This is a genomic window from Nocardia sp. NBC_00565 (genome assembly GCF_036345915.1).
Lineage (GTDB): Bacteria > Actinomycetota > Actinomycetes > Mycobacteriales > Mycobacteriaceae > Nocardia.
Genome location: NZ_CP107785.1, coordinates 2,908,855 through 2,934,684 on the forward strand (window position 1 = coordinate 2,908,855; position 25,830 = coordinate 2,934,684).

The following is a 25,830-nucleotide window of genomic DNA, read 5'->3' on the forward strand; positions in this document are numbered from 1 at the left end:
CGAAATCATCCTCCGCGTGGTTGTTGCCGATTCGTTGTGCCGATGTCGCGATTGCCCGGGTCGGCGGGTTTAGCGCCAGCGAGAACCGGCAATTACCAACCTACATCGGCAATTGACCTCAATGAAGGGCAAATGCCACACTAGGTTTGGCGATTGGATCGCCCCACCAGATGACTCGGGAGGGCCCTGGTGATGAGAGTGATTCTCCTGATACGGCAAGTCCGGCGGCGTAAACAGCGTCGGCCCGCAGCGCCCGACACCGAATTGGAGCCGAACGGCGTCACGGTCTAGGCAAGCGTCCACGCGTTCGCCTGGATGGTCCGCACCGAAAACAGCCACATTTCGTCGCCCGCTCCGCAGCACCGAGAGCAGCAAGACCACGGCCGACCGAGCACACCGGTTCGGCTCGGTTCAGTGCACCCAAAACCCGGTCAGCGGTCGTTCGACGACACTCCTGCGCCCCGTGGAGACTGCCGTGATCTACGCAAGCAGCCGGTCGATGACCAGCAACCTCACCCCCGACGAGTGGGCGTGGCAGGTGGCGGGCCGTGACGAACCGGCATGGCAACTGAGCTGGCTGCCCACTCAGCTCACCCGCGAACAGGCTTGGGCCGGAATGGAATTGCAGGAAATCCTGAGCCATCCGGACTCGGCATCGGACCACGACGCACAGACGCGGGCCGATCAACTCGGAATCACCGTGCGGCAGGCCCTGCAGCTGTTGCACCAACGGATGCTCGACAGGAGGCATTCGTGACCATTCACGTAAACCGCTGGTCGATGACCAGCGACAGCACGGCCGAATCCGCCGATCGGTTGGCGGGCACGTGGGCCAAGTCGTGGCGGCTGAGCTGGCTGCCCGACCGGCTGCTCACCCACGAACAGGCATTGGCGGGGATGGATCTCGCAGAGATCTTCAGCACCCAGGATTTCCGGCACGACCCGACGGTCCGAGCACGGGCCTTGATCTGCGCCGGGCAACTCGGAATACCCCTCGAGCTCATCGGGCTCGAACTGCTACACCGGAGGCACCCATGACCGTCAAGGCCACCGAATGGACCATGATCAGCGACATATCTCCCGAATCGGCCTACCGCGCGGGCGGACCCGGTGCCGCGGTGTGGCGGCTGAGCTGGCTACCCGACCGGCGATTGACCAGAGCGCAGGCCATAGCGGGGATGGAACTCGACGAGATCCTCAGCGACCCGGACATCGTGCACGACCGTCGTGCGCACGCCGAGGCCGGTGACCGAGCCGATACGTTGGGCATCATCTGGGAGCATGCCGTGATTCTGCTGTCCAAGCGGATCATGGCCCGGCTCGGGGAACAACACGACGGGCCCGGGCAGGGCAGCGATACCGCACCCGGCGGTGCGATCTCGTCCGGGCCGAGCTGCCGGTCGCATCGAATGTCGGTGCACACCAACAGGCCGCCGCACGTCTACGGATAGCGGTAGTGCACGCGATGCCGCGCAGCGCGGTGTCACCAGTCCTCCGAGACCATCCGGGCGATGTCGTCGACATCGGTGACGCGCGGCATGGCACCGGGAACATCGCCGAACGATTGGGTCGCGACCATCGCCGCGCACGCCCATGTGTAGTCCTCCGCCCGCGCGGCGCGCCGTGAGGGCAGCAGGCGCGACACCAGTGCGGCCGCGAAGGCCGCGTGCGCGCCCGGCGAACCCGCGAGAACAACAGGGAACGGCGGGGTTTCGACGTTCACCAGATCCGACCACACTCGACAGCGAAAATTCTCGACCGCGCACACCGCTCGCACGCCGCGTGCCCGCAGGTGCTGGGCGATGTCCGCGGTCGGGTTCGCACTGTCGGGCAGCATGCCGTGCAGATCCACTGTCGAGCCCGTGAGGTAGTCGACGGCGTCGAGGTACGGGTAGAGGTACTGCGGCCGGACGAGCGTGGGCGAGGGATGCACGATCATCAGCGGGCGGTCGCGCTGGTGGCGCACGGTGGTCAACACCTGTTCGATCACCGCGACGGGTGGCTCGAAGGTGAGCAGTAACGCATCCGAGGAAGTGATCGCGGCGTGCACGATCGGTCGACGCACGTCGTGGGCGGTGAGCCGGATACGGTCGTTCTGACACCCGATGATGGCGGGTACGCCGGTACTGGTGATCACCACTGCGGTCGCCTCGGTCTGTGCACCTGGAATCACCTTCACCAGGTCCACATCGATGTTCTCGGCCCGCAGATAGTCCAGGATCATCCGGCCGCCGTCGTCATCGCCGACCGCCGAGATCAGTCTGACGGTGAGTCCGAGCCGGGCGGCCGCGACGGCTCGATTGAGTCCTTTTCCGCCCGCGTGTGCCTCGAAATTTCCCGGCACCGCTTCACCGGGTGCGGGAATGTGATCCACGCGGTAGATGTGGTCGACCACAGCGGCCCCGATGACGGTGACCACGCCTGCGTCGGGTCGCCGATCCGAGCCAGCGGCGGCGTCGTCCGGCGACAACGAGTCGGCCATCCGCCGTCCCCCTCCGCGTACCGCAGCGATTTGTCCTGCCGCACACCAGAATAGGCCGTCGGGACCGGCGAAGCATCCGCTCGACCGCTTTCGCATCGCGAAATGGCATGGCGCGCAACGACGCATCGCGTGCCACGCGGGTGGAATCAGGTGTGCGCGACGTGCTCGGCCCCGACCGCCTCGGCGATCGAGTGATATCCGCCCGCGCGCAAGCGCTGCGCCAGGCCGCGGTGGATCTCGCGCATCCAGAACGGGCCGCCGTAGATGAAGCCCGTGTAGCCCTGCAGCAGGGTGGCGCCGGCGAGGATCCGCTCCCAGGCCTGGTCGGCGGTTTCGATGCCGCCGACGGAGATCAGTACGAGGCGGTCGCCGACGCGGCGGTAGAGGCGGCGCAGGACCTCCAGGGAGCGGTCGGCGACCGGCGGGCCGGACAGGCCGCCCGCGCCCATGGCGGAAACCTCGGCGGGGTCGGTGCGCAGGCCGTCGCGGCGGATGGTGGTGTTGGTGGCGACGATGCCCGCGAGGCCGAGTTCGACGGCGAGATCGGCAACCGCGTCGACGTCGTCGTCGGACAGGTCGGGGGCGATCTTGACCAGCACCGGGACCTCGACGCTGTCGAGTACGGCCTGCAGGACCGGGCGCAGGGATTCGACGGCCTGCAGATCGCGCAGGCCGGGGGTGTTGGGAGAGCTGACGTTGACGACGACGAAGTCGGCAAGGGGGCCGAGCAGTGCGGCACTGACGGCGTAATCGGCTGCGGCGCCGACGGGTTCGACGATCTTCGTCTTGCCGATATTCGCACCGATCGGCACCCCGCCACGGCGCGCGCGCAGGTGTTCGGCCGCGGCGGCGGCGCCGTGATTGTTGAAGCCCATCCGGTTGATCAGCCCGTGGTCGGCGGGCAACCGGAACAGCCGTGGTGCGGGATTGCCGGGCTGCGACTGTGCGGTGACGGTCCCGATCTCGGCGAAACCGAATCCGAGCGGGGCCCAGGCATCGACACCGTCGGCATTCTTGTCGAATCCGGCGGCCAGGCCGAGCGGCGCGGGAAAGTCGATGCCGAAGGCGTGGTTGCGCAGGATGGGGTCGTCGGTGGTGAGGACCTTCGTCATTACCCAGCGCGACGGTGCGAACCGGGCCGCCAGCCGCATGGCCGTGAAGGCCAGGTGATGGATGCGCTCCGGCGGCAGCAGGAACATCAGGCGCAGCAGCAGTGAATACATGGCCTCACATTCCCGGTTCGGGCTGCGGTAGTAGTGCGGTTTTTCGCCTGCGCAGCAGCACCCGCCGACTACCGTCGGTATAGGCCCGCACACGGGACAGTTCCCAACCGCCGAATTCGGCTTGGATGGCCAGTCGCATCGTCGCCGTCACCCGCGTCACCTCGGGTGGCAGCCGCAGCGGCACGTATTCGTAGTCGTCACTGGTGGTTTCCCAGCTCGCCGGTAGCGCTGCGCGCGGGTGTTGTGGCGCCATCACTGCCCTTTCTTCCGCTGGTCCGCGCGGATCCGTTGCAGACCGTCCCCGGTCGCGGAACCGACGAACAGGTCACCGGTGTGCTCGTCGATGGTCACCGAGTTCGGCTGCCGCACCGTCGGGTAACGGCCTACTTCTTTCGGTATACCCGTCGACAGGTCGAATCCGACGACTTCGTTGCTCTGCGTACACGTCACCCACACGGTGTCCGACCCCGGATCGTAGGCAAGCGCGTAAGGCGACGATCCTACCGGGAATCGCTGACGCAGTACGAGCGGTCCGGCCGTGTAGACCAGCAGTTCGTCACCGGCGGTGTCGGTGACGGTGATGCGGCCGAACGGGTCGGTGATCAGGTTGGTGGCGCCATCGCCCGCGCGCAGGGCCAGGCCGAGGCGCTCTTTGCCGAGGTCGAGCTGGGTGAGGGAGGTCTGGCGGCGGTCCAGCACGGAGACGTGGTCGCCGGTCAGGGCCAGGGCATCGGCCGAGGCGAGGCCGGATACGGTGTCGGTGACCTTGCCGTCGGGGGCGAGGACGCGGACCTTGCCGTCCGCGGTGCCGACGACGAGGGTATCGTCCTCGCGGCGCAGGACCGACCGTGCGTCGCCGTCTACGGGTACGTCGGTGACGGTTCCGGTTGCGATGTCGACGCGCATGATCCGCCCGGACCCGGGAACCAGCACTTCGCCTGGTTTGCCCTGCGCCAGACCCGCTCCGTGGGCGGGCAACAGCAGGGTGCTCATGCCCAGGTCCGGAACGCCCGACGGGTCGACGCGGGTGAGTGTCGTCGGGTCGATGACGAAAAGGATCGTGCTCGTTTCGCTGCTCGACTCCAGCGCGACCAGCTGCCCGGTACCCGTCTCGGCCAACAGCCCGCCGATCGGGTTCGCGAGCCCGGAGACATCTCCCGCAGGACGCGTACTCTCGACAGGCGCGATCGCCGCGGTGGCCGCCGGTCTGGTCTCCAGTTTGTCGCTATCGGAGCCGGCGGAACATCCGGTCATCATCGTCAGCACCGCCACGCTCGCGAGCAATGCGGGAGCCCGGCGGTGGAGCGTGACCACGGAGGGCCCCGCGAACCTCGCCCATCCAAGACAGCCACGAGGGCGCATCCACCGAACTCCTTACTATGACGAATCATCGGCTACCGCACCATCTGACCATGATGGCGCACGGTATGAGCCGACCGGGGGTGGTGGCTGACGGAGAATGTCGGTGATCGGGGTTACGGTTGAGTTGAAACAATGTCCAACTCAGGGAGATCCGGTTGAAAGCCGACCATCCGTCGGGATTTGCCATCGATGACATAACCGTTGGTCCGTTTGCTCATGGTTTCGGCACCACGGCCGATGGCAGGCCCTACGCCTTTCGCACGGTGCGATCCACCGTGGTGCTGGAGATCTACCGCGCCGACCTGGACAGTGACGTGCCCGGACCAGAGGATGTCGTCGCGATCGCGCAGGCACGGGCCACCGATATCGATCTCGACGACGAACGCAGCGTGGTGGCGCTGGTGCGGGACATGATCCCGGACGCGGAGCCGGTCGAGTCGGCCGTGGACCGTGACGTGACAACCGTGCGCGCCCTGCTGGGACGGATCAGTTCCGTCATTGATGGTATGTAGATGGTGATGCCAACCACACGATTCGCCCGTACCGCGCTGACCGCGGCCGCCCTCGTCGCCATGGCCTCGGCCTGCAGCACGGGCCCGGACGAGGCCGCGGTCGATGCCGCGCGCTCCTCGGCCAACGCGTCGCTGTCCTCCTCGGTCGCGGCCTCCTCGAGCGCCGCGCACCGGCCACTGCCGTCCGCCGCCGAACTCGACACCCAGATCAAACGCGCCCTGGATCCGGCGCTGCCCGACTCCGAACGCACCGACCTCATCGAGGACGGCCAGGCCTTCCGCGACGCCATCCCGGACATGTACCGGGCGCTGCAGGACAACCCGCGCGCCATCTACGGCGTCACCGACCCGGTCTTCGACAACCGCGACGGCACCCTGACCGCGACCATGCGGCTGGACAAGGACGGCACCGGCACCGCCGTGCGCACCACGGTCGTCCATTTCGTGCTGCTCGACGGCAAATGGAAGATCTCACGCACCGATCTGTGCGGCATCCTGCGCTCGGCCGACTACCGCACCGCGGCCTGCGGCTAGATGATCGAATCCGGTTCGCTGCGGTGGGGACAGTTCATCCACCGCCACCGCTACCTCGTGCTGGGCATAGCGATTGTGGGGGTGCTGCTTTCGGGCTGGTACGGGCGCGATCTCGCGGACAAGCTCACCCAGGAAGGCTGGTTCGACGAGAGCAGTGAATCGGTCACCGCGTCCAAGATCGCCGACGCCACCTTCGGCCGCGACACCGACAGCGACATCATCCTGCTCTACACCGCGCCCGCCGGGACAACGGTCGACGACCCGAGCCTGCGCGCCGCGGTGACCAGCATGTTGAAGCAGCTGCTCGCCGAGCACCCCGACCGGATCCTCAAGATCGACAGCTATTGGGACAGCCCCTTCGCCGCCCAGGCCACCGACGCCTCGCACACCCACGCCTTCGCCAGCGTCGGGCTGCGCGGGGAGGGCACCACGACGGTGGAGAACTACGCCGCGATCAAGGCGGAGCTCGGCGCGGGACGCGCGGGCGGCGGGCCGGGCGGCACCACGGTGCAGCTGGCCGGATTGCAGCCCATCGTCGAGGGCATCAATCAGGGCATGCAGGACGATATCCGCCGCGCCGAGATCATCGCGCTGCCGATCGTGGCGATCCTGCTGTATTTCGTCTTCGGCGGGGTGATCGGGGCGCTGCTGCCGGTGCTGATCGGCGGTATGACGGTGCTGGGCACCCAGGGCACCATCCGGGTGCTCACCGATCACATCGATGTGAACGTATTCGCCAGTGCGGTAGTCACTTTGGTGAGTCTGGGGCTGGCGATCGACTACGGCTTGTTCACGGTGACCCGGTTCCGCGAGGAACTCGCGGCCGGGCACAGTGTGGAGGAGGCGACCGCGCGCACCGTCGCCACCGCCGGACGCACCGTGCTGTTCTCGGCGGGCATCATCGCGATCAGCCTGGCCGCGCTGTTCATCTTCCCGAACGGAGTGCTGCGGTCGGTGCCCTACGGCGGCATCAGCTCGGTGCTGCTGGCGGCGTTGCTGTCGGTGACCGCACTGCCCGCGGTGCTGAGTATCGTCGGGCGGCGGATCGACCTGTGGGGCTGGCAGCGCTTCTCGCGCACCAAGACCGAGGCGCAGATCGACGCCGGATTCTTCTCCCGGCTGGCGACGCGGGCGATGCGGCGGCCGTGGGCGGTGGTGGTACCGATCGTGCTCGGGCTACTCGCGTTGATCATCCCGATCCACAATATCGAGTTCGGCGGGATCAGCGAACGCTATCTGTCGCAGGAGAATCCGGCGCGCGTCGCGCAGGAGCGATTCGACGAGTTGTTCCCGAGCTTCCGTACCGAGCCGATCAAACTCGTTGTGGTGGGCGCGAATCCGCAACAGCTCAGTGATATTCGCTACGAGGCGAGCCAGATTCCCGGGTTGACGGGACGTTTCGAACCGGGTGCACCGACCAAGGACGGGATCAATGTGCTCAACGCCGGTCTCGCCGACAAGCGGGACGCGGATACCGTGATCGATGCGCTGCGAGCCATTCCGGAACCCTCGGGGGTGAACATCATGGTGGCCGGGGTGCCCGCGCTCGAGCGCGACAGCATCAACGGATTGCTCGTGCGCCTGCCGCTGCTGGTGGCGCTGCTGGCGGCGGCGGCATTGGGGATGCTGTATCTGGCGTTTCGTTCGATCGTGCTGGCGCTCAAGGCCGTGCTGATGAGCGCGTTGAGTCTGGCCTCCACGCTCGGGGTGCTCACCTGGGTCTTCGTCGAGGGGCACGGTGCGGGGATCTTCCACTTCACACCCGGGCCGCTGATGTTCGCGGTGTTGGCGCTGATCGTGACGGTGGTGTTCGGGCTGTCCACCGACTACGAGGTGTTCCTGCTCTCGCGCATGGCCGAGGCGCGCGCGGACGGTGCGTCGGCGCCGGAGGCCATCCGGTACGGCATCGCCCATACCGGTGGGGTGATCACCTCCGCGGCAGCGATTCTCATCGTGGTGACCGGTGCGTTCGGCTTCTCCGACCTGGTGCTGATGAAATACATCGCCTACGGCATGATCGCGGCGCTGGTCCTGGACGCGTCGGTGGTTCGCATGCTGTTGACGCCCGCGGTGTTGAAGCTGGTCTGGCGTTGAGGAGTCATCGATGGCTGTGATCAAGGGCGCGAATCTGGCCCTGATGTTCCTGTTGGAGCTGGGCGTGCTTGCCGGAGCGGCTGTTTGGGGCTTCACCCTGGACGCACACCCCATCGTGTGTGTCGTCGCCGGAATCGGCGCACCCGCGGTGTTCATCGCGGTGTGGGCGCTGTTCGCCGCGGGCGGCGGCAAGAACGCGCGCTTCCCGCTGACCGGTGCGTGGCGTTTGTTGTTGGAGATCGTGTGGTTCGGCGGCGCCGCGGTGCTGATCGGGTTCGCGTGGACGCCGGGCGCGGGGATCGTGTTCTTCGCCGTATGGGCGGTCAACGGCGCGCTCCGGTTGCTGTGGGAACAGGCCTAGCGGTGGATGCGGCGCGCCAGATCGACCGCACCACGATCCCGGGCTCGGGGCGATCATTGCGGCCGGCCAGGCCGTATTGGACTCGGCACCAGCAGAATTCAGTGCGCTGGCCGGACCATCCGGGTGCCGGTCATTGCTCGTCGAAGGTTTTGCGCGCCGAAGCGATCTCGTGTCGGTGCCGGTCGGCCCAGCCGGTCAACGCCAGCAACGTCCGATAGAGCTCTCGGGCCATGGGGGTGGCCTCGTATTCGGTTCTGGGTGGCACCGTCGGGTAGACCGTCCGGATCAGCAGGCCGTCGCGTTCGAGATTGCGCAGCGTCAAGGTCAGCATTCGCCGACTGATTCCGGTGACTTCACGCTCGAGCTCAGTGAATCGCATCGGCCGCTGCGTGGTCAGCAGCAAGATCCCGATAGCCCATTTGCCGCTGATCCGATTGAGCACTTCCAGCACTGAACACGCCTGGTCGACAGAAGAGTCCACCCGGTCGTCACCGCCGGCTGGTTCGACCTGCGACGGAACATCGGTGTGCCTCTGGGACATGAAAGTGCCTCCTTCCACTCACCGCGATCGTCACAGATCATGCACTCAGTAACAAATAATGCACCATGACAGTGGAAGGGTTCGGCCCATGACCGACATCCAGGAATCGTCGTACGAACCAGGCCGCGGAGCGGCACCGACACGGCTGTCCACCGAGAGGGTGGAACAATTCCTCGGTGTCCATCGCATGGGGGCGCTGGCCACCATCAAGCGCGATGGTCATCCGCATCTATCGACAGTTGCCTACAAGTGGAATCCGGTCACACGCGTGGTCTCGATCGGTTCCACCGCCGATCGCGTGAAAGTGCGCCAGCTCGCCCGGAATCCGCATACCGCGCTCTACGTGAGCAGCCTCGACCAGCTCACCTTCGCAGTTGCCGAGGGCGCCGCCGAAATCTCACCGGTCAGCACCGTCCCCGGCGACCCCGTCGGCCGCGAAATGCTGGCGATGTTCCCTGAATTCGACAATCCCGATGACGAAGCGACCTTCCTGAAGAACATGGTCGAGGACAACCGGCTCGTGATCAGACTTCAGGTATCCAAGCTCTACGGAGACACTCTCGTCGCCGAACACTGATCGATCGTGGCCTGGCCTGCCGGTCGTGCAGCGTGTGCACCTTGCGAGCCGTTGGGGTATGCGACTCGACCCACGATGTGGTCAGCGGCGGACCGGGAGGACCAGTTGGGCGCCGGTGATCGGATGGTCGAGGACCTCTACCGGATGTTGGTAGACGCGGGTGAGTAGTGCGGTGGTGAGGACTTTGCGGGGTGGGCCGTCGGCGGCGATGCGGCCGGATTCTAGGATGGCGACGCGGTCGGCGTAGGCGGCGGCGATGCCGAGGTCGTGCAGGACGACCACGACGGCCGCGCCCGCGGCGGCCCGGGCGGTGGCCAGGGTCAGCACCGCTTCCTGGTGGCCCAGGTCCAGGGCGGCGGTGGGTTCGTCCAGGAGCAGGGTGCCGGTGTCCTGGGCGAGCACGCGGGCCAGCGCGACCCGCGCGCGTTCGCCACCCGAGAGCGTCGGAAACGACCGCGCGGCAAGGTGTTCCACATCAGCGGCCGCCATGGCGGCGGCGATCCGCTCCTCATCGAGTTCACGCCGCTCGGTGCGCACCCACGGCGCGCGCCCCATCGCGACCACCTCGCGTGCGGTGAACGGAAACCCGACGGTATGGCTCTGCGGCAGCACCGCACGACGACGTGCCATATCCACCGGCGACCAATGCGCGAGCGCGCGCCCATCCAACTCGATCGCGCCCGCACTCGGCTCGAGTTCACCCGCGAGCGCCGCCAACAGCGTCGACTTCCCCGCACCATTCGGACCGACCAACGCCACGATCTCACCGGCGACCACATCGAAGTCGACGCCTTCGAGCACCCGCCGCGCCCCCGAAGCCCCCCGCCGATCAACGCTCACCCCCACTGCCCGCAGCGTCACCGCCCCCGGCTCCGGCGCCGCCGGCACCTCATGCGTCCGCGCGAACACCGAACTCAACCCCGCCACCACCCCGCTCATCCCCGCACCCCGCGCGGCTGCGGTATCGGCAATGTGTGCACGCACACCCGGCCTTCACCGTGCGTCCCGGAGCCCGCTGCCCGGGCGATCGCCTGCTGCACTTCGGCGCGCGTTCCCGGATCACGCTGTCGCGCGGCACCATCGGCTTCGATGCTTCGCGCGGCACCCGTCATCACCTCGGCGCTGCGGTGCAGGTCGATCGTCGATGCGTACACCGACCCGGACCGCACATGCGCAGCGCTCACATCCCCGAACGCGACACCGGCAGCGCCCCGGCACACGCGGCGAAGAGTCCGCGGCGGGCCGAAAGCCCGTCTGGGCGAAGCTGGTTCGCAGCTCATGCCCAGCCTCCGGCACGGGCGCGGGTGCGGCGCAGGAGCCAGAAGAAGAAGGGGCCGCCGATGAGGGAGGTGAGCATGCCGAGGGGCAGGTCGGCGTTGTGCACGAGAGAGCGGGCGCCGACGTCGGCGGCGAGCAGGACGACCGCGCCGACGATGGCGCTCAATGGGATCAGGGTGCGGTGGGCGGGGCCGACGAGCATGCGGACCAGATGCGGCACGATCAGGCCGACGAACAGGACGATGCCGGTGAAGGCGACGCCCGCGGTGGCGAGCACCGCGACCACGACGATGACATTGCGCCGCAAACGTTCCACGTCGACGCCCAGGTGGCGGGCGGCGGATTCACCGAGGGCGAGCAGGTCCAGGCGTGGTGCGATCAGGACCGCGGCGAGGATGCCCAGCGCGCTCAGCGGAGCGACGACGCGCACCGCGTCCCAGGTGGCTCCGTTGAGACTGCCCAACTGCCAGAACACGATCTGGTCCCGGGCAGCTGGGGAGGCGACGAACAGCAGCAACGCGATCAGTCCGCCCGCGAAGGCGTTGATCGCGACACCGGTGAGCACGAGCGTGACCACCTCGGTGCGCCCGTTCGAGCGCGACAACATATACACCAGCAACGTCGTCAGCAGCCCCGCCACGAACGCGGCCGCCGCCACCGACCATGCCGCCACGAACGCGCCACCCACCACGATCACCGTGCCCGCACCGACCGCCGCCCCCGCCGACACCCCGATCACACCCGGCTCGGCGAGCGGATTCGCGAACACCCCCTGCAACAATGCACCCGCTGTCGCCAACGCCGCCCCGACCAGCATCGCCAGCACCACCCGCGGAAACCGCACCTCCCACAGCGTCACCTCACCCGCCGGATGCGCGGGCATCGGCCCCCACGCCAACCCGATCCGGTGCAGCACACTGCCCGCCACCTCGGCGGGCGTCGTCGGCACCTGCCCGATCGCCGCCGAAGCCAACGCCAACAACACCAACGCGGCCACCGCGACCGCGAATACGATCGTGATCCGCGACCGCCCCCGCGATTTCGGCGCGACCGGATGCGGGCTGTGCGGCATCGCCGAATCGGTCGCGGTCGCAGCATTCGCCAGCACGGGCCGATCGCGATGTCGTGGCGCGTGACTCATGCGGGCTTGGCGCCGTACACGGCCTCGCTCAGGGCGGCGATGACGCGGCCGGTGTTCGGGCCGAAGCTGAGTACCACCGCGTCGGACATATCGACCACCCGCTTGTTGCGGCCGCCGGGGGTTTGCGCGATGCCGGGCACCTTTTCCAGTCCGTCGACGCCGCCGACGGACTTCAGACCATCGGACATGACCAGCAGCACATCCGGCGCGGCCGCGATCATGCCCTCGCTGGTGATCGCGACGAACGGTTCTTTCAGCCCGGCCACGGTGCCCGCGTCCCGCGCGCCGAGCGCTTCGATGAGCGCGTCCGCGCCGGAACCAGGGCCGGCGAGCATGGTGATCGCGGTGCTGCGCAGGTAGAGAAATGCGATGGTGAGCGGCTTGTCCTGGGTGGGCACCGCCGCGCTTGCCGCGGCGATTTCGTCGCGGGTGCGCTGGGCCAGAGCCTGGCCGCGGTCGGGAATACCGAGTGCCGCGGCCACGGCCTCGATCTGCGGCACCACCCCGTCCATCGTGCGCTGCGGGTCGAAGTAGACGACCGTGACCCCGGCCGCACGCAACTGCTCACGCACCTGTGGCGCGGCGCTGGTGCTGTCGGTGAGAAAGACCGAAGGACGCAGCGCCAGAACGGATTCCACGTTCAGCGAGCCGCTGCCGCCGGTGACGTTCGGCACGGCAGCGACGGCGGGGAACGCGGCAGCGGTGCTGCGGCCGACGAGCTTGTCGCCCATGCCGAGTGCCCACACCGTCTGCGCGAGAGTCCCGTAGCGGTCGGCGGCGATGATCCGGCCGGCGTCGGTCACGGTGACGTCCGCACCGTCGAACGAACGCACGGTCACCGGCAGGGTGGGTGTGGGTTCGGGGCCGATCGGTACCGGATCCAGGTTCTCCAGTTTCGCGGTCGCCGGTCCACGTCCGCCGGTCGCGGTGTCGTCGCTGTCGGTGCCGCAGGCTGCCGAACCGAGCAGCAGGGTCAACGCCAGCGCGGCCAGGAGGGAACGTGCCCCGCCGGATCGGACACGGTCGAGAAACCTCATGCAGGTAAGGCTAGCCACCGTCATTCCGTGCGTGCACTCACGTCGTCGAGCGCGGCCGCGATGGCGCGCGGGAGTTCGAGGGTTTCCGCGGCAAGCACCCCGGTGAGCTGCCCGATATCGCGGGCGCCAACGATCATGCTCGCGATGCCGGGCCGGTCCCGGATCCAGGCCAGCGCGACCGCCAGTGGCGAGGTGGCCAGCCCGTCGGCGGCGGTGACCAGGGCATCGACCACCCGGGTCGCGCGATCGTCGAGCCGGTGCCGGATCTCGGCGGCCGTCGCCTCGTCCGCCCCGCGTGAATCGGCGGGCACCCCGTCACGATATTTGCCGGTCAAGATGCCCCCGGCCAGCGGTGCGGTCGCGATCAGCCCGACACCGTGATGATGGGTGGCGGGCAGGAAATCGGTTTCGGTATCGCGAGCCAGCAGCGAATACGGCGTCTGCGCGACGGTGATCGGCGCGACCGCGGCGAGGCTGGCGACCTGCCAGGCATTGAAACCGCGCACCCCGGCGTAGCGGACCCGCCCGGAACGCACCACGAATTCGAGGGTGGCGGCGACCTCGTCGAGCGGGGTCGCCGGATCCCAGGCGGCGACATGCCAGATGTCGAGGTAGTCGGTGCCCAGTTCGAGCAGGGTCCGATCGAGCTGGCGCAGCAGCGCACGGCGCGAGGTATCCACCGCCGGGCGCGCCAGCGGTGGAGTGGGCACGCCCGGTCCCGCGGGCGCGGGCGTGCCCCGCGGCGCGACACCCGCGCAGCCGCTGAGCACCAGATCGTCGCGCGAGACCAGATCGCCGAGCAGTTCGGCCAGAATCCGTTGTGCCACACCGCCCGCGTAGGCGGGGGAGGTGTCGACCAGCGTGCCGCCCGCCTCGGCGAACGCCACCAGCTGCACCGCCGCCTCGTCGTTATCGGTGTGGGTCCCCCAGGTGTGGGTCGCCAGTCCTATCCTGGACACCCGTAGGCCGCTGCGGCCGACCGTCCGCTGTTCCATCACCGTGTCCGCGCATTCGTCACGGCGCCAAGCCTAGAGTGTGTATACCCAAACTCGATGCCCACCAGCTCAGTGGGTCGCGGATCGGCGGCGGCGAGTTCGAGCGCGAAAACCGCGCTCACCCGGCGCGAATGCGCGTGCGGTGGCCAGCAGCGCAACAGCCGGGCACGCCGCCGTGGTCTCGACACTGTACTGTCGCTGCGTGATTGCGGCGGTGGTCACGGTGACGCGACCGGCCGCCGGACCAATTGCCCAGTAGGAATACGTATTTCGGGCGGAAGTGGAGGCGGTTCGTGGTCGGCGAGTCGATGACCTGGGTGCAGGCCTTGATACTCGGTCTGGTGCAGGGGCTGACGGAGTTTCTGCCGATCTCCTCCTCGGCGCATCTGCGCATCGTGTCGGCGGTGTTCTTCGGCGACGACGCGGGCGCCTCGTTCACCGCGGTGACCCAGTTGGGCACCGAGGCGGCGGTGCTGGTGTTCTTCGCCAAGGACATCTGGCGGATCGTGCTGGCCTGGTTCGCGGGCGTGGGTGAGCGGCTGACCAAACGCGGTGCGCCCGACCTGCCGCTGCACGACCAGCCCACCATGAAGCTGCCGGTCATCACGGCCGAGCATGCGCGTGTGCTCGACGAGCGGGCCCAGCGCGAACTCGATTACCGCATCGGCTGGTATGTGATCATCGCGACCATCCCGATCGGTGTGCTCGGATTCCTGTTCAAGGACCAGATCCGCACCGGAGCCCGCAATCTGTGGCTGGTGTCGTTCATGTTGATCGCGTTCGCGCTGGTCATCGCCGCCGGTGAGTACTACGGGCGCAAGATCCGCCCGCTCGAGCAGTTGACCACCCGGGACGGGCTGATCATGGGCTTCGCCCAATGCCTGGCACTGATCCCGGGTGTGTCGCGTTCCGGGGCGACCGCGACGGCGGGTCTGTTCCTGGGGTTGGAGCGCGAAGCGGCCGTGCGGTTCTCGTTCCTGCTCGCCATTCCCGCGGTGACCGCCTCAGGTCTGTTCAGTCTGCCCGACGCATTCGAACCGGCAGGTGAGGGGCTCAATGCCAGCGGGCCGCAACTGCTGGTCGCGACGATCCTCGCGTTCGGTGTCGGCTATGCCTCGGTGGCGTGGCTGTTGAAGTTCGTCGGCAAGCATTCGCTGGACTGGTTCGTCGGCTACCGCATCGTGCTCGGTCTGACCGTCATGGGCCTGCTCGCGGGCGGGGTGGTGTCGGCGACATGATCGTTAGGCTGGTGCCATGACGGTGATCCTGCTGCGGCACGGTGTTTCGACCTCCAATACCGCCCGCACCCTGGCCGGGCGCAGCGCAGGCGTCGATCTCACCGAGCACGGCAACGCCCAGGCCCGCGCCGTCGCCGATCGACTCGCGACACTGCCGATCGAGCACATCGTGCACTCGCCGCTGTTGCGCTGTCAGCGAACGGTGGGTCCGCTGGCGGAAAAGCTCGGCCTGGAACCGGAATACGACGACCGGCTGATCGAGGTCGACTACGGCGACTGGACCGGCAAGGCGATCGCCGACCTGCTCACCGAACCGCTGTGGAAAGTGGTGCAGCGGCACGCCTCCGGCGCGGTCTTCCCCAGCGGGGAAGGGCTGGCGCAGGTACAGGCCCGCGCCGTCGCCGCGGTCCGCGAGCACGATCGCCGATTCGCCGAGCAGGCCGGTCACGACGTGCTGTGGGTGGCATGCACACACGGTGACGTGATCAAATCCATACTCGCCGACGCGCTCGGCATCCACCTCGACGGTTTCCAGCGCATCGTGGTGGAGCCCGCCTCGATCAGTATCGTGCGCTACACCCCGACCGCGCCGTATGTGGTGCGGCTCAATGACACCGGCACCGACCTGTCGGGGTTGGCCGCAACCAGACCACAACGGACCGCGTCGGATTCCTCGACGCCCACGCCGCCCGAACCGGTCGACACCTCGGGTCCGGTTCCCGGTGGTGAGCTTGGTGGTACCCCGAGTGCGGATAATGGGAATGCGGAGCTGTGAGATTCCTTGTAAACGGGTAGGTGGCGTGTTGCGGATTCCAGCACTGTGGGTAGTCGATCAGGGTCACGTATCAGGAGGTGCAGATGTCTCGCGCAATCCATGTATTTCGCACCCCCGATCGTTTTGTCGCCGGGACGGTCGGTGAGCCGGGCGATCGCGCGTTCTACCTGCAGGCCGTGCAGGAACCACGGGTGGTCAGCGTAGCGCTGGAGAAGCAACAGGTGAAGGTGCTCGCCGACCGCATGGGTCTGCTGCTGGACGAGGTCGCACGCCGCTTCGGCGCCGAGGTGCCGCCCCAAGCCGAGGACATCGCCGACAGCGACCCGCTGGTGACGCCGATCGACGCCGAATTCCGGGTGGGCACCATGGGCCTGGGCTGGGACGCCGACGCGGGCGCGGTGGTGGTGGAGTTGCTGGCGATCACCGAGACCGAGGTCGACGAGTCGGTGGTGCTCGACGATACCGAGGAGGGCCCGGACGCGGTACGGGTGTTCCTGACCCCGATTCAGGCGCGGGAGTTCGCGTTGCGCTCCACCCGGGTGATCGCGGCGGGTCGTCCGCCGTGTCCGCTGTGCGGGGAGCCGCTGTCGCCGCGCGGGCATATGTGTGTGCGAACCAACGGATACAAGCGCGGGGATATCTTCGGCGCGGCCGAGCTAGAGGAGTAGCCGGTGGCCGAGCCTCGGTGGCACACCGCAGAATTGACGGTGATCGGGCGGGTGACGACCGCGAGCAATGTCACCCTGGTCTGCGATGCGGACGGCACCACCGGGCCCGATGGCGCGCCGGTGCGGGTGGTCTACAAGCCGGTGCGCGGTGAGCGGCCGCTGTGGGATTTCCCGGACGGCACGCTCGCCGGTCGCGAGGTGGCGTCGTATCGGGTGTCGCACGCGCTCGGCTGGGGTGTCATTCCGGAGACGATCCTGCGTGAGGGCCCATATGGGCCGGGCATGGTGCAGCGCTGGGTGCAGGCGGTCGACAACCACACCGACCAGGGCAACCGGCTCGATCTGGTGGATCTGGTGCCATTGGGCGCGGTGCCGGACGGGTTCTGTGAGGTGTTGCGCGCCCAGGACGAGGCGGGCAACGAGGTGTCGCTGATCCACGCCGACGATCCTCGGCTGCAGCGGATGGCGGTGCTGGATGTGCTGCTCAACAATGCCGACCGCAAGGGCGGGCACGCATTGGAGGGCACCGATGGTCAGGTCTACGGTGTCGATCACGGCATCTGCCTGCACAGTGAACACAAGCTACGCACGGTGCTGTGGGGCTGGGCGGGCAAGCCGATCAGTGACGGACTGATGGCCGATGTCGCCGCGTTCGCCGAGGAACTGCCCGGCGTGGTCGCCGACGAGCTGGCATCGCATCTGACCGACGCGGAGATCGAGGCGCTCGCCGACCGCACGCGGGAATTGCTGGACGATCCGGTGATGCCGATGCCGCGCACCTCGCGCCCGATCCCGTGGCCCGCGTTCTGATCGACCCGCGATCGGCGGGTGATGCCGTCTTGCATCGAGTGCCGACATACACGCCACGGTTTCCGCGCATCCCGCGCCAGTACGGCAGACCGACGCTGGCGAACTGTCAGTTCAGCAGTGGGCGGACTTCTGCGCCGATGAAGCGGACGAATTCGATGAGGTCCGGGTCGTCGTCGGTGGGTTCGAGAACGACGGTGTCCGCGCCCGCGGCGGCGAAGTGGCGGACCGCGTCGGCGATGGCCTCGGCATCGCCGGCCACGCCCGCTTCGGGCGGGTGGTCGCCAGCGTTGCGTTGCTGGGCGGCGGCCAGGCGGTCGGCGGCGTCCGGGCCGGTGGCGGCGAGCAGGTAGACGATGACCCGATGCGGTTCGGTGCGTTCGGCTTTCGCCCGGCCTTCGTCGATGAGCGTGCGGGCGGCGCGGACACCGTCGGGGGTGGTGCGGGAGGTGAGGATGGTAGCGTCGGCGAGTTCGCCGGACAGGCGCAGTGTCTGCGGGCCGGTCGCGGCGGCCGCCAGCAGCGGCGGTGCGGTCGGCGGCCAGTCCAGGGCGACATCGTCGAGCCGCACGTACCGACCCGTGGTGTTGACCTTCTCACCGTTGAGCAGGCCGCGCAGCGCGCCGAGGTATTCGCGTAACAGCGTCATCGGCGATTCGACGCGGGCACCGACCTGTCCCATCCAGTCCTGCACACCGTGCCCGAATCCGGGGATCACCCGTCCCGGATGCAGCCGCAGCAGCGCGGCCACCTCCATGGCGGTCAGCGCCACGTTGCGCAGCGGCACCGGCATCACCCCGATGCCGACCCGGATCCGCTCGGTCCGCGCCAATACCGTTGCGGCGGTGGCGATTCCACCGCCCCAGAAGCAGTCCTCCCAGAGCCACAGTTCGTCGAGCCCGCTGTCTTCGGCCACGGCCGCCACGGCCGCCACATGTTCGGGGGAGATTTGGGGCAACGACACCGCACCGAGAACAGTCACTCGACCAACCTAGCGCGGATCCATCATGCGACCGCCGGGGATTTGCTCGCCGTTCGGCTACGGCGCGGCCGCGAACAAACTGGACGCCCGCGAGTGACCTGTGCCACTGAGCGCAATTCGCTCTGCCAGCGTGGAACGATTGACATCCGACTTTTGCGGCATCGGGCCAGGTCAGATCCGGGGTCGACACCAGCAAACCTACCGCTGCGGGCAGGGTGCGGCGCAATGGCCGCCGCCACACCTTTACCCTCGAATCATGCAGTCCTGGTCCGATACCGCCCTTCCCACCATTCCCGGAGCAGGGCCACCGTTGCGGTTGTACGACACCGCCGACCGGCAGGTTCGCCCGGTGACCCCGGGTCCTACGGCCACCATGTACGTCTGCGGGATCACCCCTTATGACGCCACCCATCTCGGGCACGCCGCCACCTACCTGACCTTCGACCTGGTCAACCGGCTCTGGCGCGATGCAGGCCACGAGGTGCACTACGTACAGAACGTCACCGACGTCGACGACCCGCTGTTCGAGCGCGCCGCCCGCGACGGTGTGGATTGGCGTGATCTGGGCACCCGCGAGATCAACCTGTTCCGCGAGGACATGTCGGCACTGCGCATCGTGCCGCCGCGCGACTACATCGGCGCCATCGAATCCGTCGACGAGGTCGTCGAATTCGTGCAGAAGCTGCTGGCCTCGGGCGCGGCGTACACCGTCGACGACCCCGAGTTCCCCGATATCTACTTCCGGGCCGACGCCAACGAACAGTTCGGCTACGAATCCGGCTACGACCGCGAAACCATGGACCGCCTGTTCGCCGAGCGCGGCGGCGACCCGGATCGCCCCGGCAAGCACGACACCATCGACGCACTGCTGTGGCGCGCCGCCCGCCCCGGCGAGCCGTCCTGGCCAGCTCCGTTCGGCGCCGGCCGCCCCGGCTGGCATATCGAGTGTTCGGCGATCGCGCTCAATCGCGTCGGCCCCGAATTCGACATCCAAGGCGGCGGCAGCGACCTGATCTACCCGCACCACGAGTATTCCGCCGCGCACGCCGAGGCCCTGATCGCGGGCCGCCGTTTCGCCCGCCACTACGTCCACGCCGGTCTGATCGGCCTGGACGGCGAGAAAATGTCCAAGTCCAAGGGCAACCTGGTGCTGGTCTCGAAGCTGCGCCGCGCGGGCGTCGACCCCGCCGCCATCCGTTTGGGTCTGCTGGCCGGTCACTACCGCCAGGACCGCATGTGGACCGACGCCGTCCTCACCGAGGCCCAGGGCCGCCTCGACCTGTGGCGCCGCGCCATCGCGCTGTCTTCCGGCCCCGCCGCCGAGGACACCGTCGCCCGCCTGCGCCAACACCTGGCCGACGACCTCGATACCCCGAAAGCCCTTGCCGCCGTCGACAACTGGGCCCGACAGGCCCTCGACTACGGTGGCCAGGACGCCGCGGCCCCGGCCCTCGTCTCGACCGCCGTCGACGCACTGCTCGGGGTGCAGCTGTAGCCCTCGGCCTTTGCCCGAGGTATCAGTGCGGTCGGGCCGACCAGAGCGCGGTGGGGAGCATTGTCCCGGCCATCACCTCGCTGGCCGTGGATGCCTGGCCGGCCGATCACGGTAGGAAGATCCTCGCGGCGCGCTCAACTCTCGCGTCCGCTGACGCTCACAACGAGCATGCTCGAAGAGAAGGCCAGCGGTTGCCTGCAGGTGACGCGTGGTCTGTTCCGCCAGTCATGCCGGGTGACGGCGATGCCGTCGGATCGGGAATAGGTTGTTCGTGAACTCGATCCGTGATGTTGTACACGGGTGTGCGGCATTCATCCTCGTGATCTGATCGGTAAGCGCTCACTGTTCGGGGGTGTGATCGAGTCCGGGGCTTGGCTGGCGGCCGGGCGGTTGAATGCCTCGGCCGCGCAAGACGATCCGCGCACTGTCGCGGCGCGGACGCGGTTCTTCGGGGCCGGTATCGTGGATCCGGATACCGGGGCGGTACGCGCGGATCGGGTGGTGCTGTCGTGGGTGGGGTGCACGACGTATGCGTTGGCTATGGCCGGTGCGGTGTTTCTGTTGGATGCGTGGGTACCACGGTTGACCAGCACCGGATATGTACCCGCGACGCCGCAGGATCTGGTGGATCTGGCGCCGGCGGCGATCTTCATCGGACATGGGCATTTCGATCACGCCGGTGACGCGGGCCGGATCGCCGAGGCCTCGGGTGCCCTCGTCTACGGCACCGCCGATCACGGTGTGAATATCCGTGCGCAGGTGACCGATCCGACGTTTCGGACGGTCGCGCTCGGGGACGCGAGTTCCGCGCCAGGCGAGCGGCACGAGTTCAGCGTCGGGCCGGTACAGATCACCGCGGTCCGGCATGTGCATTCCGCCCCCACCGCACCGGAGCGCCCCGGCGGGTCCGCGCCGTTCTTCCCGAGGCCGGATTGGCGTGCGCTGGTGCGGCATCCACCGTCGCCGGCCGGAGTGCTGCAGAGCGCGCCGCGCCTGCGTGACCCGGAGGGCGGTACCCTGCTCTACCAATTCCGCGTGCCCGGATTCTCGTTGGTGTGGCACGATTCCGCGGGTCCGCTCACCGAGAAGGCCCCGCAGGTCTTCGATGTGTTCGCCGACCTGCCGCCGACCGATCTGCAGATCGGCGCGGTGCAGGGCTTCAACCAGATCACCAATGGCCTGCGCGACCCCCGCCGCTATATCGAGGCCATCCGCCCGAAGCTGTTCGTCCCCAGCCACCACGACAACTGGCTGCCCGGTCTCACGGCTTCGGCCGCCACCTATGACGCACCGCTGCGCGCCGAACTGGCTCGCCTGAGCGTCGACCAGCGCCCCGAATTCCGCCCGCTGCACGATCCGCTCGACTATCTGAGCCCGCACCGATTGACCTTCCCGCTGTAATCCCCACTCAGCGAGCTGATCCGGGCGCGAGGCGGGTTGCCATGGTCGTGAGATTGTCAGCGAAGGTGAGGACGAATTCGACGCACAGGTCGATGAGTTCCTCGCGGCTGATGTCCATGCCGCCGTCGAGCCAGGCCAGCACCAGTTCGGCGGCGCCGCCGGTGATCATCAGCGAGACCGCACGCACCAGGGTGTCGCTGCCCGGCGGCGGATCCAGCAGTGCGCGTTCCTGATCGGCGACCACGTCGGCGATGGTGCGCATGGCGGCGGCGCGGCGGCGCATCAGGGTTTCGCTGCCGTGGGCCTCGGCGAAGGCGACGCGGGCGCGGCGCGGATCGTCGATCAACGAGGTCAGGATCGCGGTGACCGCCGCGCGCGTCTTGGCGGCGATACCGTCGGGTGCGGCGGCGAGGGCGTCGAGGGAACTGCGGACGGCGATATCGATGATCTCGTCGTGCACGGCCGCGGCCAGGGCGTCGAGGTCGGGAAAGCTCTCGTAGAAGAAGCGCGGGCCGACCTTGGCCCGTTCGCAGACCCCGCGCACCGTGGTGCTCGCCCAGCCCCGGGTGCCGATGATGTCGAGCGCCGCGTCCAGCAGGCGGCGGCGGCGCTGCTCGCGCCGCTGCTCGGCGGAGGTGCCGCGGTAGATCCCGGTCGCTGCCCGTGTCACAGGGCCAGTATGCCGCAGCACAATCAGGAAACAACCGTTTACGGAAACCATTGATTCCGGTATGGTAACGATCACACGATGTCGCAAGGGTGCGAGAGGACGATGATCATGATGTCCACCATTGGCCGACGGGCCAAGTCCGCCGCAGCCGCGCTGGCCGAGCGATATCCCTCGCCGATTCGTATTCTCGCCCGTCCGCCCGCGAACAGCGAATTGCGGCCGGTACTAGGTGATTACGGGCTACCGGTGATCGGGCGCGCACTCGAGGCCATGACCGACAACCTCGACTTCGCCCGGCGGCGGGTCGAGAAGTACGGTCCGGTGCAGTGGACCGGTCTACTCGGCCGCCGCGTGGTCACCGTGGTGAGTCCGGAGGGGATCGAGGAGGTACTCACCGACCGGGACAAGGTGTACTCCGCCCAGCACGGCTACGACTTCTTCATCGGCCCGTTCTTCCGCGGCGGCATCCTGCTGCGGGATTTCGACGAGCATAGGTATCACCGGCGTATTCTGCAGCACGCGTTCACCCGGCCCCGCCTGGTCGGCTACCTCGACATCACCACTCCGGCGATCGAGCGCGGCATGCGTGACTGGGTGCCGGGCAATGATTTTCAACTGTTCCCGGCTATCAAGCATCTGCTGCTCGGGATGGCGTCGGAAGTCTTCATGGGTGCGCGTCTGGGCCCCGAGGCTGCTCGGCTCGAGCGCGCGTTCGTCGACGCAGTGCTCGGCGGACAGGCACTGGTACGCACGAATCTGCCCGGCGGACTGTGGGCGAAGGGGTTGCGCGGGCGCAAGGTGCTCGAGGACTACTGCCGCAGGGAACTGCCGGCCAAACGCGCGGGTACCGGCGATGATCTGTTCAGCGTGCTGTGCCACACCGCCAGCGATGAGGGTCATACCTTCACCGATCAGGACATCGTCGACCATCTGATCTTCGTGCTGATGGCCGCGCACGACACCAGCACCATCGCCCTGGCGATGCTGGGTTATCAGCTGGGTCGGCACCCCGAATGGCAGGACCGGCTGCGCGCCGAATCGCAAGCGCTCGGCAAGGATTCGCTCGACTACGACGACCTCGACCGGCTGCCCGCCCTGGATCTGGTGTTCAAGGAGATCCTGCGGATGTACTCCCCGGTCGGGCAGCAGATTCGAGAGACGGTGCGCGACACCGCGATCCAGGGGTACTTCGTGCCCGCGGGCACCACGGTCGTCGTCAGCTCGCATGCGGCGATGCGCATCGACCGCTGGTGGCACGATCCCGATGTGTTCGACCCGGAGCGTTTCACCGCCGAACGCCAGGAGGACAAATCCCACCGCTACGTCTGGGCGCCATTCGGCGGCGGCGCACACAAATGCATCGGCCTGTACTTCGGCGGCATGACCGTCAAGGCGATCATGCATCGAATGCTGTTGCGCTACCAGTGGACCGTGCCCGCCGAATACGTCCCGCCCATGGGCTGGGCGACCGGCCCGATCCCGCTGGACGGACTCCCGATCAACCTGCGCCCCCTGGCCACCCGCGTCGAGACCCGGCGCAGCGCATGAGAATCAGCGCCGACCGCGACCGCTGCGAAGGCCACGGCATGTGTGAGGCGTTGCTGCCGAACGTCTTTCGAGTCGACGAGACCGGCACGGTGCGCGTGCTGGTCGACGAGGTGGCCGAAACCGACCTCGCCGATGTCCGACTCGCGGTCGATAGCTGCCCGGTCGAAGCCTTGGGCCTCGCGCCGGACTAGGACTGTGATGTGGGGTCAGACCTGCGAGGGGACTTGGGTGGCTGGTTCGTGGACGGTGGCGGATAGGTCTGGGGCGTAGAGCTTTTCGATTTCGGTGGCGTATTTGCTCGCGATGGGCTTGCGGCGCAGCTTCATGGTCAGGGTGACCTCGTCACCGCCGGGTTCCCAGAAGACGGGCAGGATGGTGAACCGTTTGATCTGTTCTACACGAGACAGTTTCGCGTTGCCCGCCGCGACGCCCTGGGCGATCTCGGCGATGACACCCGCGTCGATGGCCAGCGCCGCGGCCGAGGCGTCGGCCACACCGCGTTGGGCCGCATAGGGTGTCGCGGATTCGGCGTCGAGCACGATCAGGGCGGTGTTGTAGGGGCGGGCGTCGCCGACGGTCACGATCGATCCGATCAGCGGGGTGGCGGCTTTGATGGTGTTCTCGATATTGGCCGGGGACATGTTCTTTCCGGCCGCGTTGATGATGAGTTCCTTCTTGCGGTCGACCACCCGCAGGTACCCGTCCGCGTCGCGGGTGAGGATATCGCCGGTGTGCAGCCAGCCGTCGGCGTCGACGGCCTCGGCGGTCTTGCCCGGTTCCTTGCGATAGCACTTCATCACCAGCGGTCCGCGGACCAGGAATTCACCGTCCTCGGCGATCTTGGCCTCCATGCCGGGCAGCATCCGCCCGACGGTGCCCAGGCGCGCCTGGGCGGGCGGGCTGGCGCTGGCCACACAGGTCAGTTCCGACATGCCCCAGATCTCCGAGATCGGGATGCCGAGACCGCAGAAGAAGCCGAGGGTTTCCGGCGGGATCGGCGCGGCCCCCGACATCGCCCATTTCACCTGGTCCAGACCGAGTTTGGTGCGCAGCTTCGACAGCACCAGCTGGTCGGCGCGGTCCCATTCGGCGGCCAGCTCGGCCTCGACGGTGCGCCCGGCCAGCAAAACCGCGGCCTTACGCGTGGCCACACCGAGCGCCCATTGCAATGCGGCCCTGGTGGATTCGTCGGGTTCGGTAGCGACCGAGAATTCGACCGCCGCCTTGAACTTCTCCCACACCCGCGGCACCGCACCCCAGATCGTCGGCCGCGCGTCCACCAGGGCCGCGGGTAGTTGGGTGCGGTCCGGCACGACGGTGATCTGGGTGCCGTAGTACTCCTGCAGATACAGCGCGGTGAACCGGTCGGCCATATGCGCGGTCGGCAGATAGGAGGTCTGCCGGTCGCCGAATTCGACGGGCAGCACCGCGTTGAACGCGTGCGCCTCGGCGGTCAGGTTGGCGTGGGTGATCTCCACGCCCTTCGGATTACCGGTGGTGCCGGAGGTGTAGACCAGCGTCGCGATATCGTCGGGCCGCACCGCCCGCCAGGTCGCGGTGAAGTCGAAATCGTTGCGGCCCTTGGCCTTCAGCTCGGCGAGGCTGATAGTTCCGGCATGTTCGGCGTCCATGCACACGATGGTCTCGATGGGCGCGCCGCACGAGCGGACCCGCTCGACGTACTGTTCCTCGCAGATCACCACCCGGTTGCCCGCATTGGCGAACACGTGGTTCAGCTGCTCCGGTGCGAGGGTGTTGTACACCGAGAACGAGGTCGCGCCGGTGTGCTGCGCACCCACCTCGATGGGATAGAACTCGACCCGATTGCCCATCATGAGCGCAACGGTGTCACCGCGTCCGATCCCGAGCGCGTGCAAACCCGCGGCGATGTGGCGGACTTGTTCGGCGTACTCCCGCCAGGTCAAAGCATGGCCACCACCGATGGAGCGCACCGCGATCGCGTCGGGATCGATCGCCGCCACGCGCTGGAAGGCGGCACAGGAGGTATTCGGTTCGGTCATCGCACATCACAATCACTACGGCCGGATTTTCTCCCGACGGTAGGTCGCGAGATGGTTCGCGGGTGCCGTTTTCCGCCGATTTCGCGGC

General features: G+C 67.9%; 29 protein-coding genes. 16 read left to right on the top strand and 13 right to left on the bottom strand.

The features are described 5' to 3' along the window. Nucleotides 1–499 precede the first annotated feature (499 nt). Genes OG874_RS13925 through OG874_RS13935 form a run of 3 tightly spaced genes read left to right on the top strand, consistent with a single transcriptional unit; the run spans nt 500 to nt 1,451 of the window. A complete protein-coding gene (locus OG874_RS13925) occupies nt 500–757 on the top strand; it encodes a hypothetical protein (RefSeq protein ID WP_330255553.1) in 258 nt (85 codons plus the stop codon). Beyond that, nucleotides 754–1,038: a hypothetical protein gene (locus tag OG874_RS13930; RefSeq protein WP_330255554.1), complete on the top strand. Its 285-nt coding sequence runs from the start codon at nt 754–756 to the stop codon at nt 1,036–1,038. Before OG874_RS13925 ends, OG874_RS13930 begins: the two co-directional genes overlap by 4 nt. Further along, entirely contained in the window at nt 1,035–1,451 is a 417-nt protein-coding gene (locus OG874_RS13935; RefSeq protein ID WP_330255555.1) for a hypothetical protein, read from the top strand. The genes OG874_RS13930 and OG874_RS13935 overlap by 4 nt, the downstream gene beginning before the upstream one ends. A gap of 32 nt (nt 1,452–1,483) precedes the next feature. Here OG874_RS13935 and OG874_RS13940 read toward each other — a convergent pair whose 3' ends face one another. The 4 genes from OG874_RS13940 to OG874_RS13955 form a co-directional block, all read right to left on the bottom strand. Further along, complete coding sequence (locus tag OG874_RS13940; RefSeq protein ID WP_330255556.1) at nt 1,484–2,482, bottom strand: PfkB family carbohydrate kinase; 999 nt, start codon at nt 2,480–2,482, stop codon at nt 1,484–1,486. A 146-nt stretch (nt 2,483–2,628) separates the two neighbouring features. Beyond that, nucleotides 2,629–3,705 carry a quinone-dependent dihydroorotate dehydrogenase gene (locus OG874_RS13945; protein WP_330255557.1) on the bottom strand — a complete coding sequence of 359 codons (1,077 nt, stop codon included), beginning with the start codon at nt 3,703–3,705 and terminating at the stop codon, nt 2,629–2,631. Between the two features lie 4 nt (nt 3,706–3,709). Continuing rightward, on the bottom strand, nt 3,710–3,958 hold the full coding sequence (locus OG874_RS13950) for a DUF5703 family protein (protein WP_330255558.1): 249 nt from the start codon (nt 3,956–3,958) through the stop codon (nt 3,710–3,712). Continuing rightward, nucleotides 3,958–4,962, bottom strand: coding sequence for a YncE family protein (locus OG874_RS13955; RefSeq protein WP_442943398.1), 1,005 nt, complete (start codon nt 4,960–4,962; stop codon nt 3,958–3,960). The genes OG874_RS13950 and OG874_RS13955 overlap by 1 nt, the downstream gene beginning before the upstream one ends. A 260-nt stretch (nt 4,963–5,222) precedes the next feature. Between OG874_RS13955 and OG874_RS13960 the strand changes: the two genes are divergently transcribed. Genes OG874_RS13960 through OG874_RS13975 form a run of 4 tightly spaced genes read left to right on the top strand, consistent with a single transcriptional unit; the run spans nt 5,223 to nt 8,568 of the window. Then, the gene (locus OG874_RS13960; RefSeq protein WP_330255560.1) at nt 5,223–5,579 is read left to right on the top strand and encodes a hypothetical protein; all 357 of its coding nucleotides are present in this window, start codon (nt 5,223–5,225) and stop codon (nt 5,577–5,579) included. 6 nt (nt 5,580–5,585) lie between these two features. After that, the gene (locus tag OG874_RS13965) at nt 5,586–6,113 is read left to right on the top strand and encodes a hypothetical protein (RefSeq protein WP_330255561.1); all 528 of its coding nucleotides are present in this window, start codon (nt 5,586–5,588) and stop codon (nt 6,111–6,113) included. Continuing rightward, nucleotides 6,114–8,207 (top strand): MMPL family transporter, encoded by a 2,094-nt coding sequence (locus tag OG874_RS13970; protein ID WP_330255562.1) that lies wholly within the window; start codon nt 6,114–6,116, stop codon nt 8,205–8,207. Between the two features lie 10 nt (nt 8,208–8,217). After that, nucleotides 8,218–8,568, top strand: coding sequence for a YrdB family protein (locus OG874_RS13975; RefSeq protein ID WP_330255563.1), 351 nt, complete (start codon nt 8,218–8,220; stop codon nt 8,566–8,568). Between the two features lie 130 nt (nt 8,569–8,698). On the opposite strand, the gene OG874_RS13980 is transcribed toward OG874_RS13975, so the two are convergent. Further along, nucleotides 8,699–9,109 carry a winged helix-turn-helix transcriptional regulator gene (locus OG874_RS13980; protein WP_330255564.1) on the bottom strand — a complete coding sequence of 137 codons (411 nt, stop codon included), beginning with the start codon at nt 9,107–9,109 and terminating at the stop codon, nt 8,699–8,701. 88 nt (nt 9,110–9,197) lie between these two features. Between OG874_RS13980 and OG874_RS13985 the strand changes: the two genes are divergently transcribed. Then, entirely contained in the window at nt 9,198–9,686 is a 489-nt protein-coding gene (locus tag OG874_RS13985; RefSeq protein ID WP_330255565.1) for a TIGR03618 family F420-dependent PPOX class oxidoreductase, read from the top strand. Nucleotides 9,687–9,767: 81 nt separating this feature from the next. Here the strand turns inward: OG874_RS13985 and OG874_RS13990 are convergent, their stop codons facing one another. From OG874_RS13990 to OG874_RS14010, 5 genes are all read right to left on the bottom strand, one after another. Beyond that, a complete protein-coding gene (locus OG874_RS13990) occupies nt 9,768–10,625 on the bottom strand; it encodes a heme ABC transporter ATP-binding protein (RefSeq protein WP_330255566.1) in 858 nt (285 codons plus the stop codon). Further along, on the bottom strand, nt 10,622–10,870 hold the full coding sequence (locus OG874_RS13995; RefSeq protein ID WP_330255567.1) for a hypothetical protein: 249 nt from the start codon (nt 10,868–10,870) through the stop codon (nt 10,622–10,624). Before OG874_RS13995 ends, OG874_RS13990 begins: the two co-directional genes overlap by 4 nt. 92 nt (nt 10,871–10,962) lie before the next feature. After that, nucleotides 10,963–12,036, bottom strand: coding sequence for a FecCD family ABC transporter permease (locus tag OG874_RS14000; protein ID WP_330257284.1), 1,074 nt, complete (start codon nt 12,034–12,036; stop codon nt 10,963–10,965). Nucleotides 12,037–12,101: 65 nt separating this feature from the next. Further along, nucleotides 12,102–13,142, bottom strand: a complete 1,041-nt coding sequence (locus tag OG874_RS14005) for a heme/hemin ABC transporter substrate-binding protein (protein ID WP_330255568.1) — start codon at nt 13,140–13,142, stop codon at nt 12,102–12,104. Nucleotides 13,143–13,162: 20 nt separating this feature from the next. Beyond that, nucleotides 13,163–14,137 carry an aldo/keto reductase gene (locus OG874_RS14010; RefSeq protein WP_330255569.1) on the bottom strand — a complete coding sequence of 325 codons (975 nt, stop codon included), beginning with the start codon at nt 14,135–14,137 and terminating at the stop codon, nt 13,163–13,165. A gap of 308 nt (nt 14,138–14,445) precedes the next feature. Here OG874_RS14010 and OG874_RS14015 point away from each other — a divergent pair, with 308 nt between their 5' ends. The 4 genes from OG874_RS14015 to OG874_RS14030 all read left to right on the top strand — a co-directional run bounded on the left by OG874_RS14015 (nt 14,446) and on the right by OG874_RS14030 (nt 17,628). Continuing rightward, entirely contained in the window at nt 14,446–15,375 is a 930-nt protein-coding gene (locus tag OG874_RS14015) for an undecaprenyl-diphosphate phosphatase (protein ID WP_330257285.1), read from the top strand. Between the two features lie 16 nt (nt 15,376–15,391). Then, nucleotides 15,392–16,150: a histidine phosphatase family protein gene (locus tag OG874_RS14020; RefSeq protein WP_330255570.1), complete on the top strand. Its 759-nt coding sequence runs from the start codon at nt 15,392–15,394 to the stop codon at nt 16,148–16,150. An 83-nt stretch (nt 16,151–16,233) separates the two neighbouring features. After that, a complete protein-coding gene (locus OG874_RS14025) occupies nt 16,234–16,818 on the top strand; it encodes a DUF3090 domain-containing protein (RefSeq protein WP_330255571.1) in 585 nt (194 codons plus the stop codon). A 3-nt stretch (nt 16,819–16,821) separates the two neighbouring features. Further along, nucleotides 16,822–17,628 carry an SCO1664 family protein gene (locus tag OG874_RS14030; RefSeq protein WP_330255572.1) on the top strand — a complete coding sequence of 269 codons (807 nt, stop codon included), beginning with the start codon at nt 16,822–16,824 and terminating at the stop codon, nt 17,626–17,628. A gap of 106 nt (nt 17,629–17,734) precedes the next feature. On the opposite strand, the gene OG874_RS14035 is transcribed toward OG874_RS14030, so the two are convergent. Further along, nucleotides 17,735–18,607 carry an LLM class flavin-dependent oxidoreductase gene (locus OG874_RS14035; protein ID WP_330255573.1) on the bottom strand — a complete coding sequence of 291 codons (873 nt, stop codon included), beginning with the start codon at nt 18,605–18,607 and terminating at the stop codon, nt 17,735–17,737. Between the two features lie 256 nt (nt 18,608–18,863). Here OG874_RS14035 and mshC point away from each other — a divergent pair, with 256 nt between their 5' ends. Further along, nucleotides 18,864–20,102 (top strand): cysteine--1-D-myo-inosityl 2-amino-2-deoxy-alpha-D-glucopyranoside ligase, encoded by a 1,239-nt coding sequence (mshC, locus tag OG874_RS14040; RefSeq protein ID WP_330255574.1) that lies wholly within the window; start codon nt 18,864–18,866, stop codon nt 20,100–20,102. A gap of 354 nt (nt 20,103–20,456) precedes the next feature. Further along, the gene (locus OG874_RS14045) at nt 20,457–21,503 is read left to right on the top strand and encodes an MBL fold metallo-hydrolase (protein ID WP_330255575.1); all 1,047 of its coding nucleotides are present in this window, start codon (nt 20,457–20,459) and stop codon (nt 21,501–21,503) included. 7 nt (nt 21,504–21,510) lie between these two features. On the opposite strand, the gene OG874_RS14050 is transcribed toward OG874_RS14045, so the two are convergent. Next, entirely contained in the window at nt 21,511–22,173 is a 663-nt protein-coding gene (locus tag OG874_RS14050) for a TetR/AcrR family transcriptional regulator (protein WP_330255576.1), read from the bottom strand. A 111-nt stretch (nt 22,174–22,284) separates the two neighbouring features. Between OG874_RS14050 and OG874_RS14055 the strand changes: the two genes are divergently transcribed. Next, nucleotides 22,285–23,721 (top strand): cytochrome P450, encoded by a 1,437-nt coding sequence (locus OG874_RS14055; protein WP_442943399.1) that lies wholly within the window; start codon nt 22,285–22,287, stop codon nt 23,719–23,721. Then, on the top strand, nt 23,718–23,912 hold the full coding sequence (locus OG874_RS14060; RefSeq protein WP_330255578.1) for a ferredoxin: 195 nt from the start codon (nt 23,718–23,720) through the stop codon (nt 23,910–23,912). The genes OG874_RS14055 and OG874_RS14060 overlap by 4 nt, the downstream gene beginning before the upstream one ends. A gap of 15 nt (nt 23,913–23,927) precedes the next feature. Here the strand turns inward: OG874_RS14060 and fadD11 are convergent, their stop codons facing one another. Beyond that, the gene (gene fadD11 / locus OG874_RS14065) at nt 23,928–25,742 is read right to left on the bottom strand and encodes a fatty acid--CoA ligase FadD11 (RefSeq protein ID WP_330255579.1); all 1,815 of its coding nucleotides are present in this window, start codon (nt 25,740–25,742) and stop codon (nt 23,928–23,930) included. Between the last annotated feature and the right edge of the window lie 88 nt (nt 25,743–25,830).

Bases quoted from the DNA above. Each gene is read 5' to 3' on its own strand.
- OG874_RS13925 (WP_330255553.1), top strand. From the start codon at position 500: ATGACCAGCAACCTCACCCCCGACGAGTGGGCGTGGCAGGTGGCGGGC.
- OG874_RS13935 (WP_330255555.1), top strand. From the start codon at position 1,035: ATGACCGTCAAGGCCACCGAATGGACCATGATCAGCGACATATCTCCC.
- OG874_RS13940 (WP_330255556.1), bottom strand. From the start codon at position 2,482: ATGGCCGACTCGTTGTCGCCGGACGACGCCGCCGCTGGCTCGGATCGG.
- OG874_RS13945 (WP_330255557.1), bottom strand. From the start codon at position 3,705: ATGTATTCACTGCTGCTGCGCCTGATGTTCCTGCTGCCGCCGGAGCGC.
- OG874_RS13950 (WP_330255558.1), bottom strand. From the start codon at position 3,958: ATGGCGCCACAACACCCGCGCGCAGCGCTACCGGCGAGCTGGGAAACC.
- OG874_RS13955 (WP_442943398.1), bottom strand. From the start codon at position 4,962: ATGATGACCGGATGTTCCGCCGGCTCCGATAGCGACAAACTGGAGACC.
- OG874_RS13965 (WP_330255561.1), top strand. From the start codon at position 5,586: ATGCCAACCACACGATTCGCCCGTACCGCGCTGACCGCGGCCGCCCTC.
- OG874_RS13970 (WP_330255562.1), top strand. From the start codon at position 6,114: ATGATCGAATCCGGTTCGCTGCGGTGGGGACAGTTCATCCACCGCCAC.
- OG874_RS13975 (WP_330255563.1), top strand. From the start codon at position 8,218: ATGGCTGTGATCAAGGGCGCGAATCTGGCCCTGATGTTCCTGTTGGAG.
- OG874_RS13980 (WP_330255564.1), bottom strand. From the start codon at position 9,109: ATGTCCCAGAGGCACACCGATGTTCCGTCGCAGGTCGAACCAGCCGGC.
- OG874_RS13985 (WP_330255565.1), top strand. From the start codon at position 9,198: ATGACCGACATCCAGGAATCGTCGTACGAACCAGGCCGCGGAGCGGCA.
- OG874_RS13990 (WP_330255566.1), bottom strand. From the start codon at position 10,625: ATGAGCGGGGTGGTGGCGGGGTTGAGTTCGGTGTTCGCGCGGACGCAT.
- OG874_RS14000 (WP_330257284.1), bottom strand. From the start codon at position 12,036: ATGCCGCACAGCCCGCATCCGGTCGCGCCGAAATCGCGGGGGCGGTCG.
- OG874_RS14005 (WP_330255568.1), bottom strand. From the start codon at position 13,142: ATGAGGTTTCTCGACCGTGTCCGATCCGGCGGGGCACGTTCCCTCCTG.
- OG874_RS14010 (WP_330255569.1), bottom strand. From the start codon at position 14,137: ATGGAACAGCGGACGGTCGGCCGCAGCGGCCTACGGGTGTCCAGGATA.
- OG874_RS14015 (WP_330257285.1), top strand. From the start codon at position 14,446: ATGACCTGGGTGCAGGCCTTGATACTCGGTCTGGTGCAGGGGCTGACG.
- OG874_RS14020 (WP_330255570.1), top strand. From the start codon at position 15,392: ATGACGGTGATCCTGCTGCGGCACGGTGTTTCGACCTCCAATACCGCC.
- OG874_RS14025 (WP_330255571.1), top strand. From the start codon at position 16,234: ATGTCTCGCGCAATCCATGTATTTCGCACCCCCGATCGTTTTGTCGCC.
- mshC (WP_330255574.1), top strand. From the start codon at position 18,864: ATGCAGTCCTGGTCCGATACCGCCCTTCCCACCATTCCCGGAGCAGGG.
- OG874_RS14055 (WP_442943399.1), top strand. From the start codon at position 22,285: ATGTCCACCATTGGCCGACGGGCCAAGTCCGCCGCAGCCGCGCTGGCC.
- OG874_RS14060 (WP_330255578.1), top strand. From the start codon at position 23,718: ATGAGAATCAGCGCCGACCGCGACCGCTGCGAAGGCCACGGCATGTGT.
- fadD11 (WP_330255579.1), bottom strand. From the start codon at position 25,742: ATGACCGAACCGAATACCTCCTGTGCCGCCTTCCAGCGCGTGGCGGCG.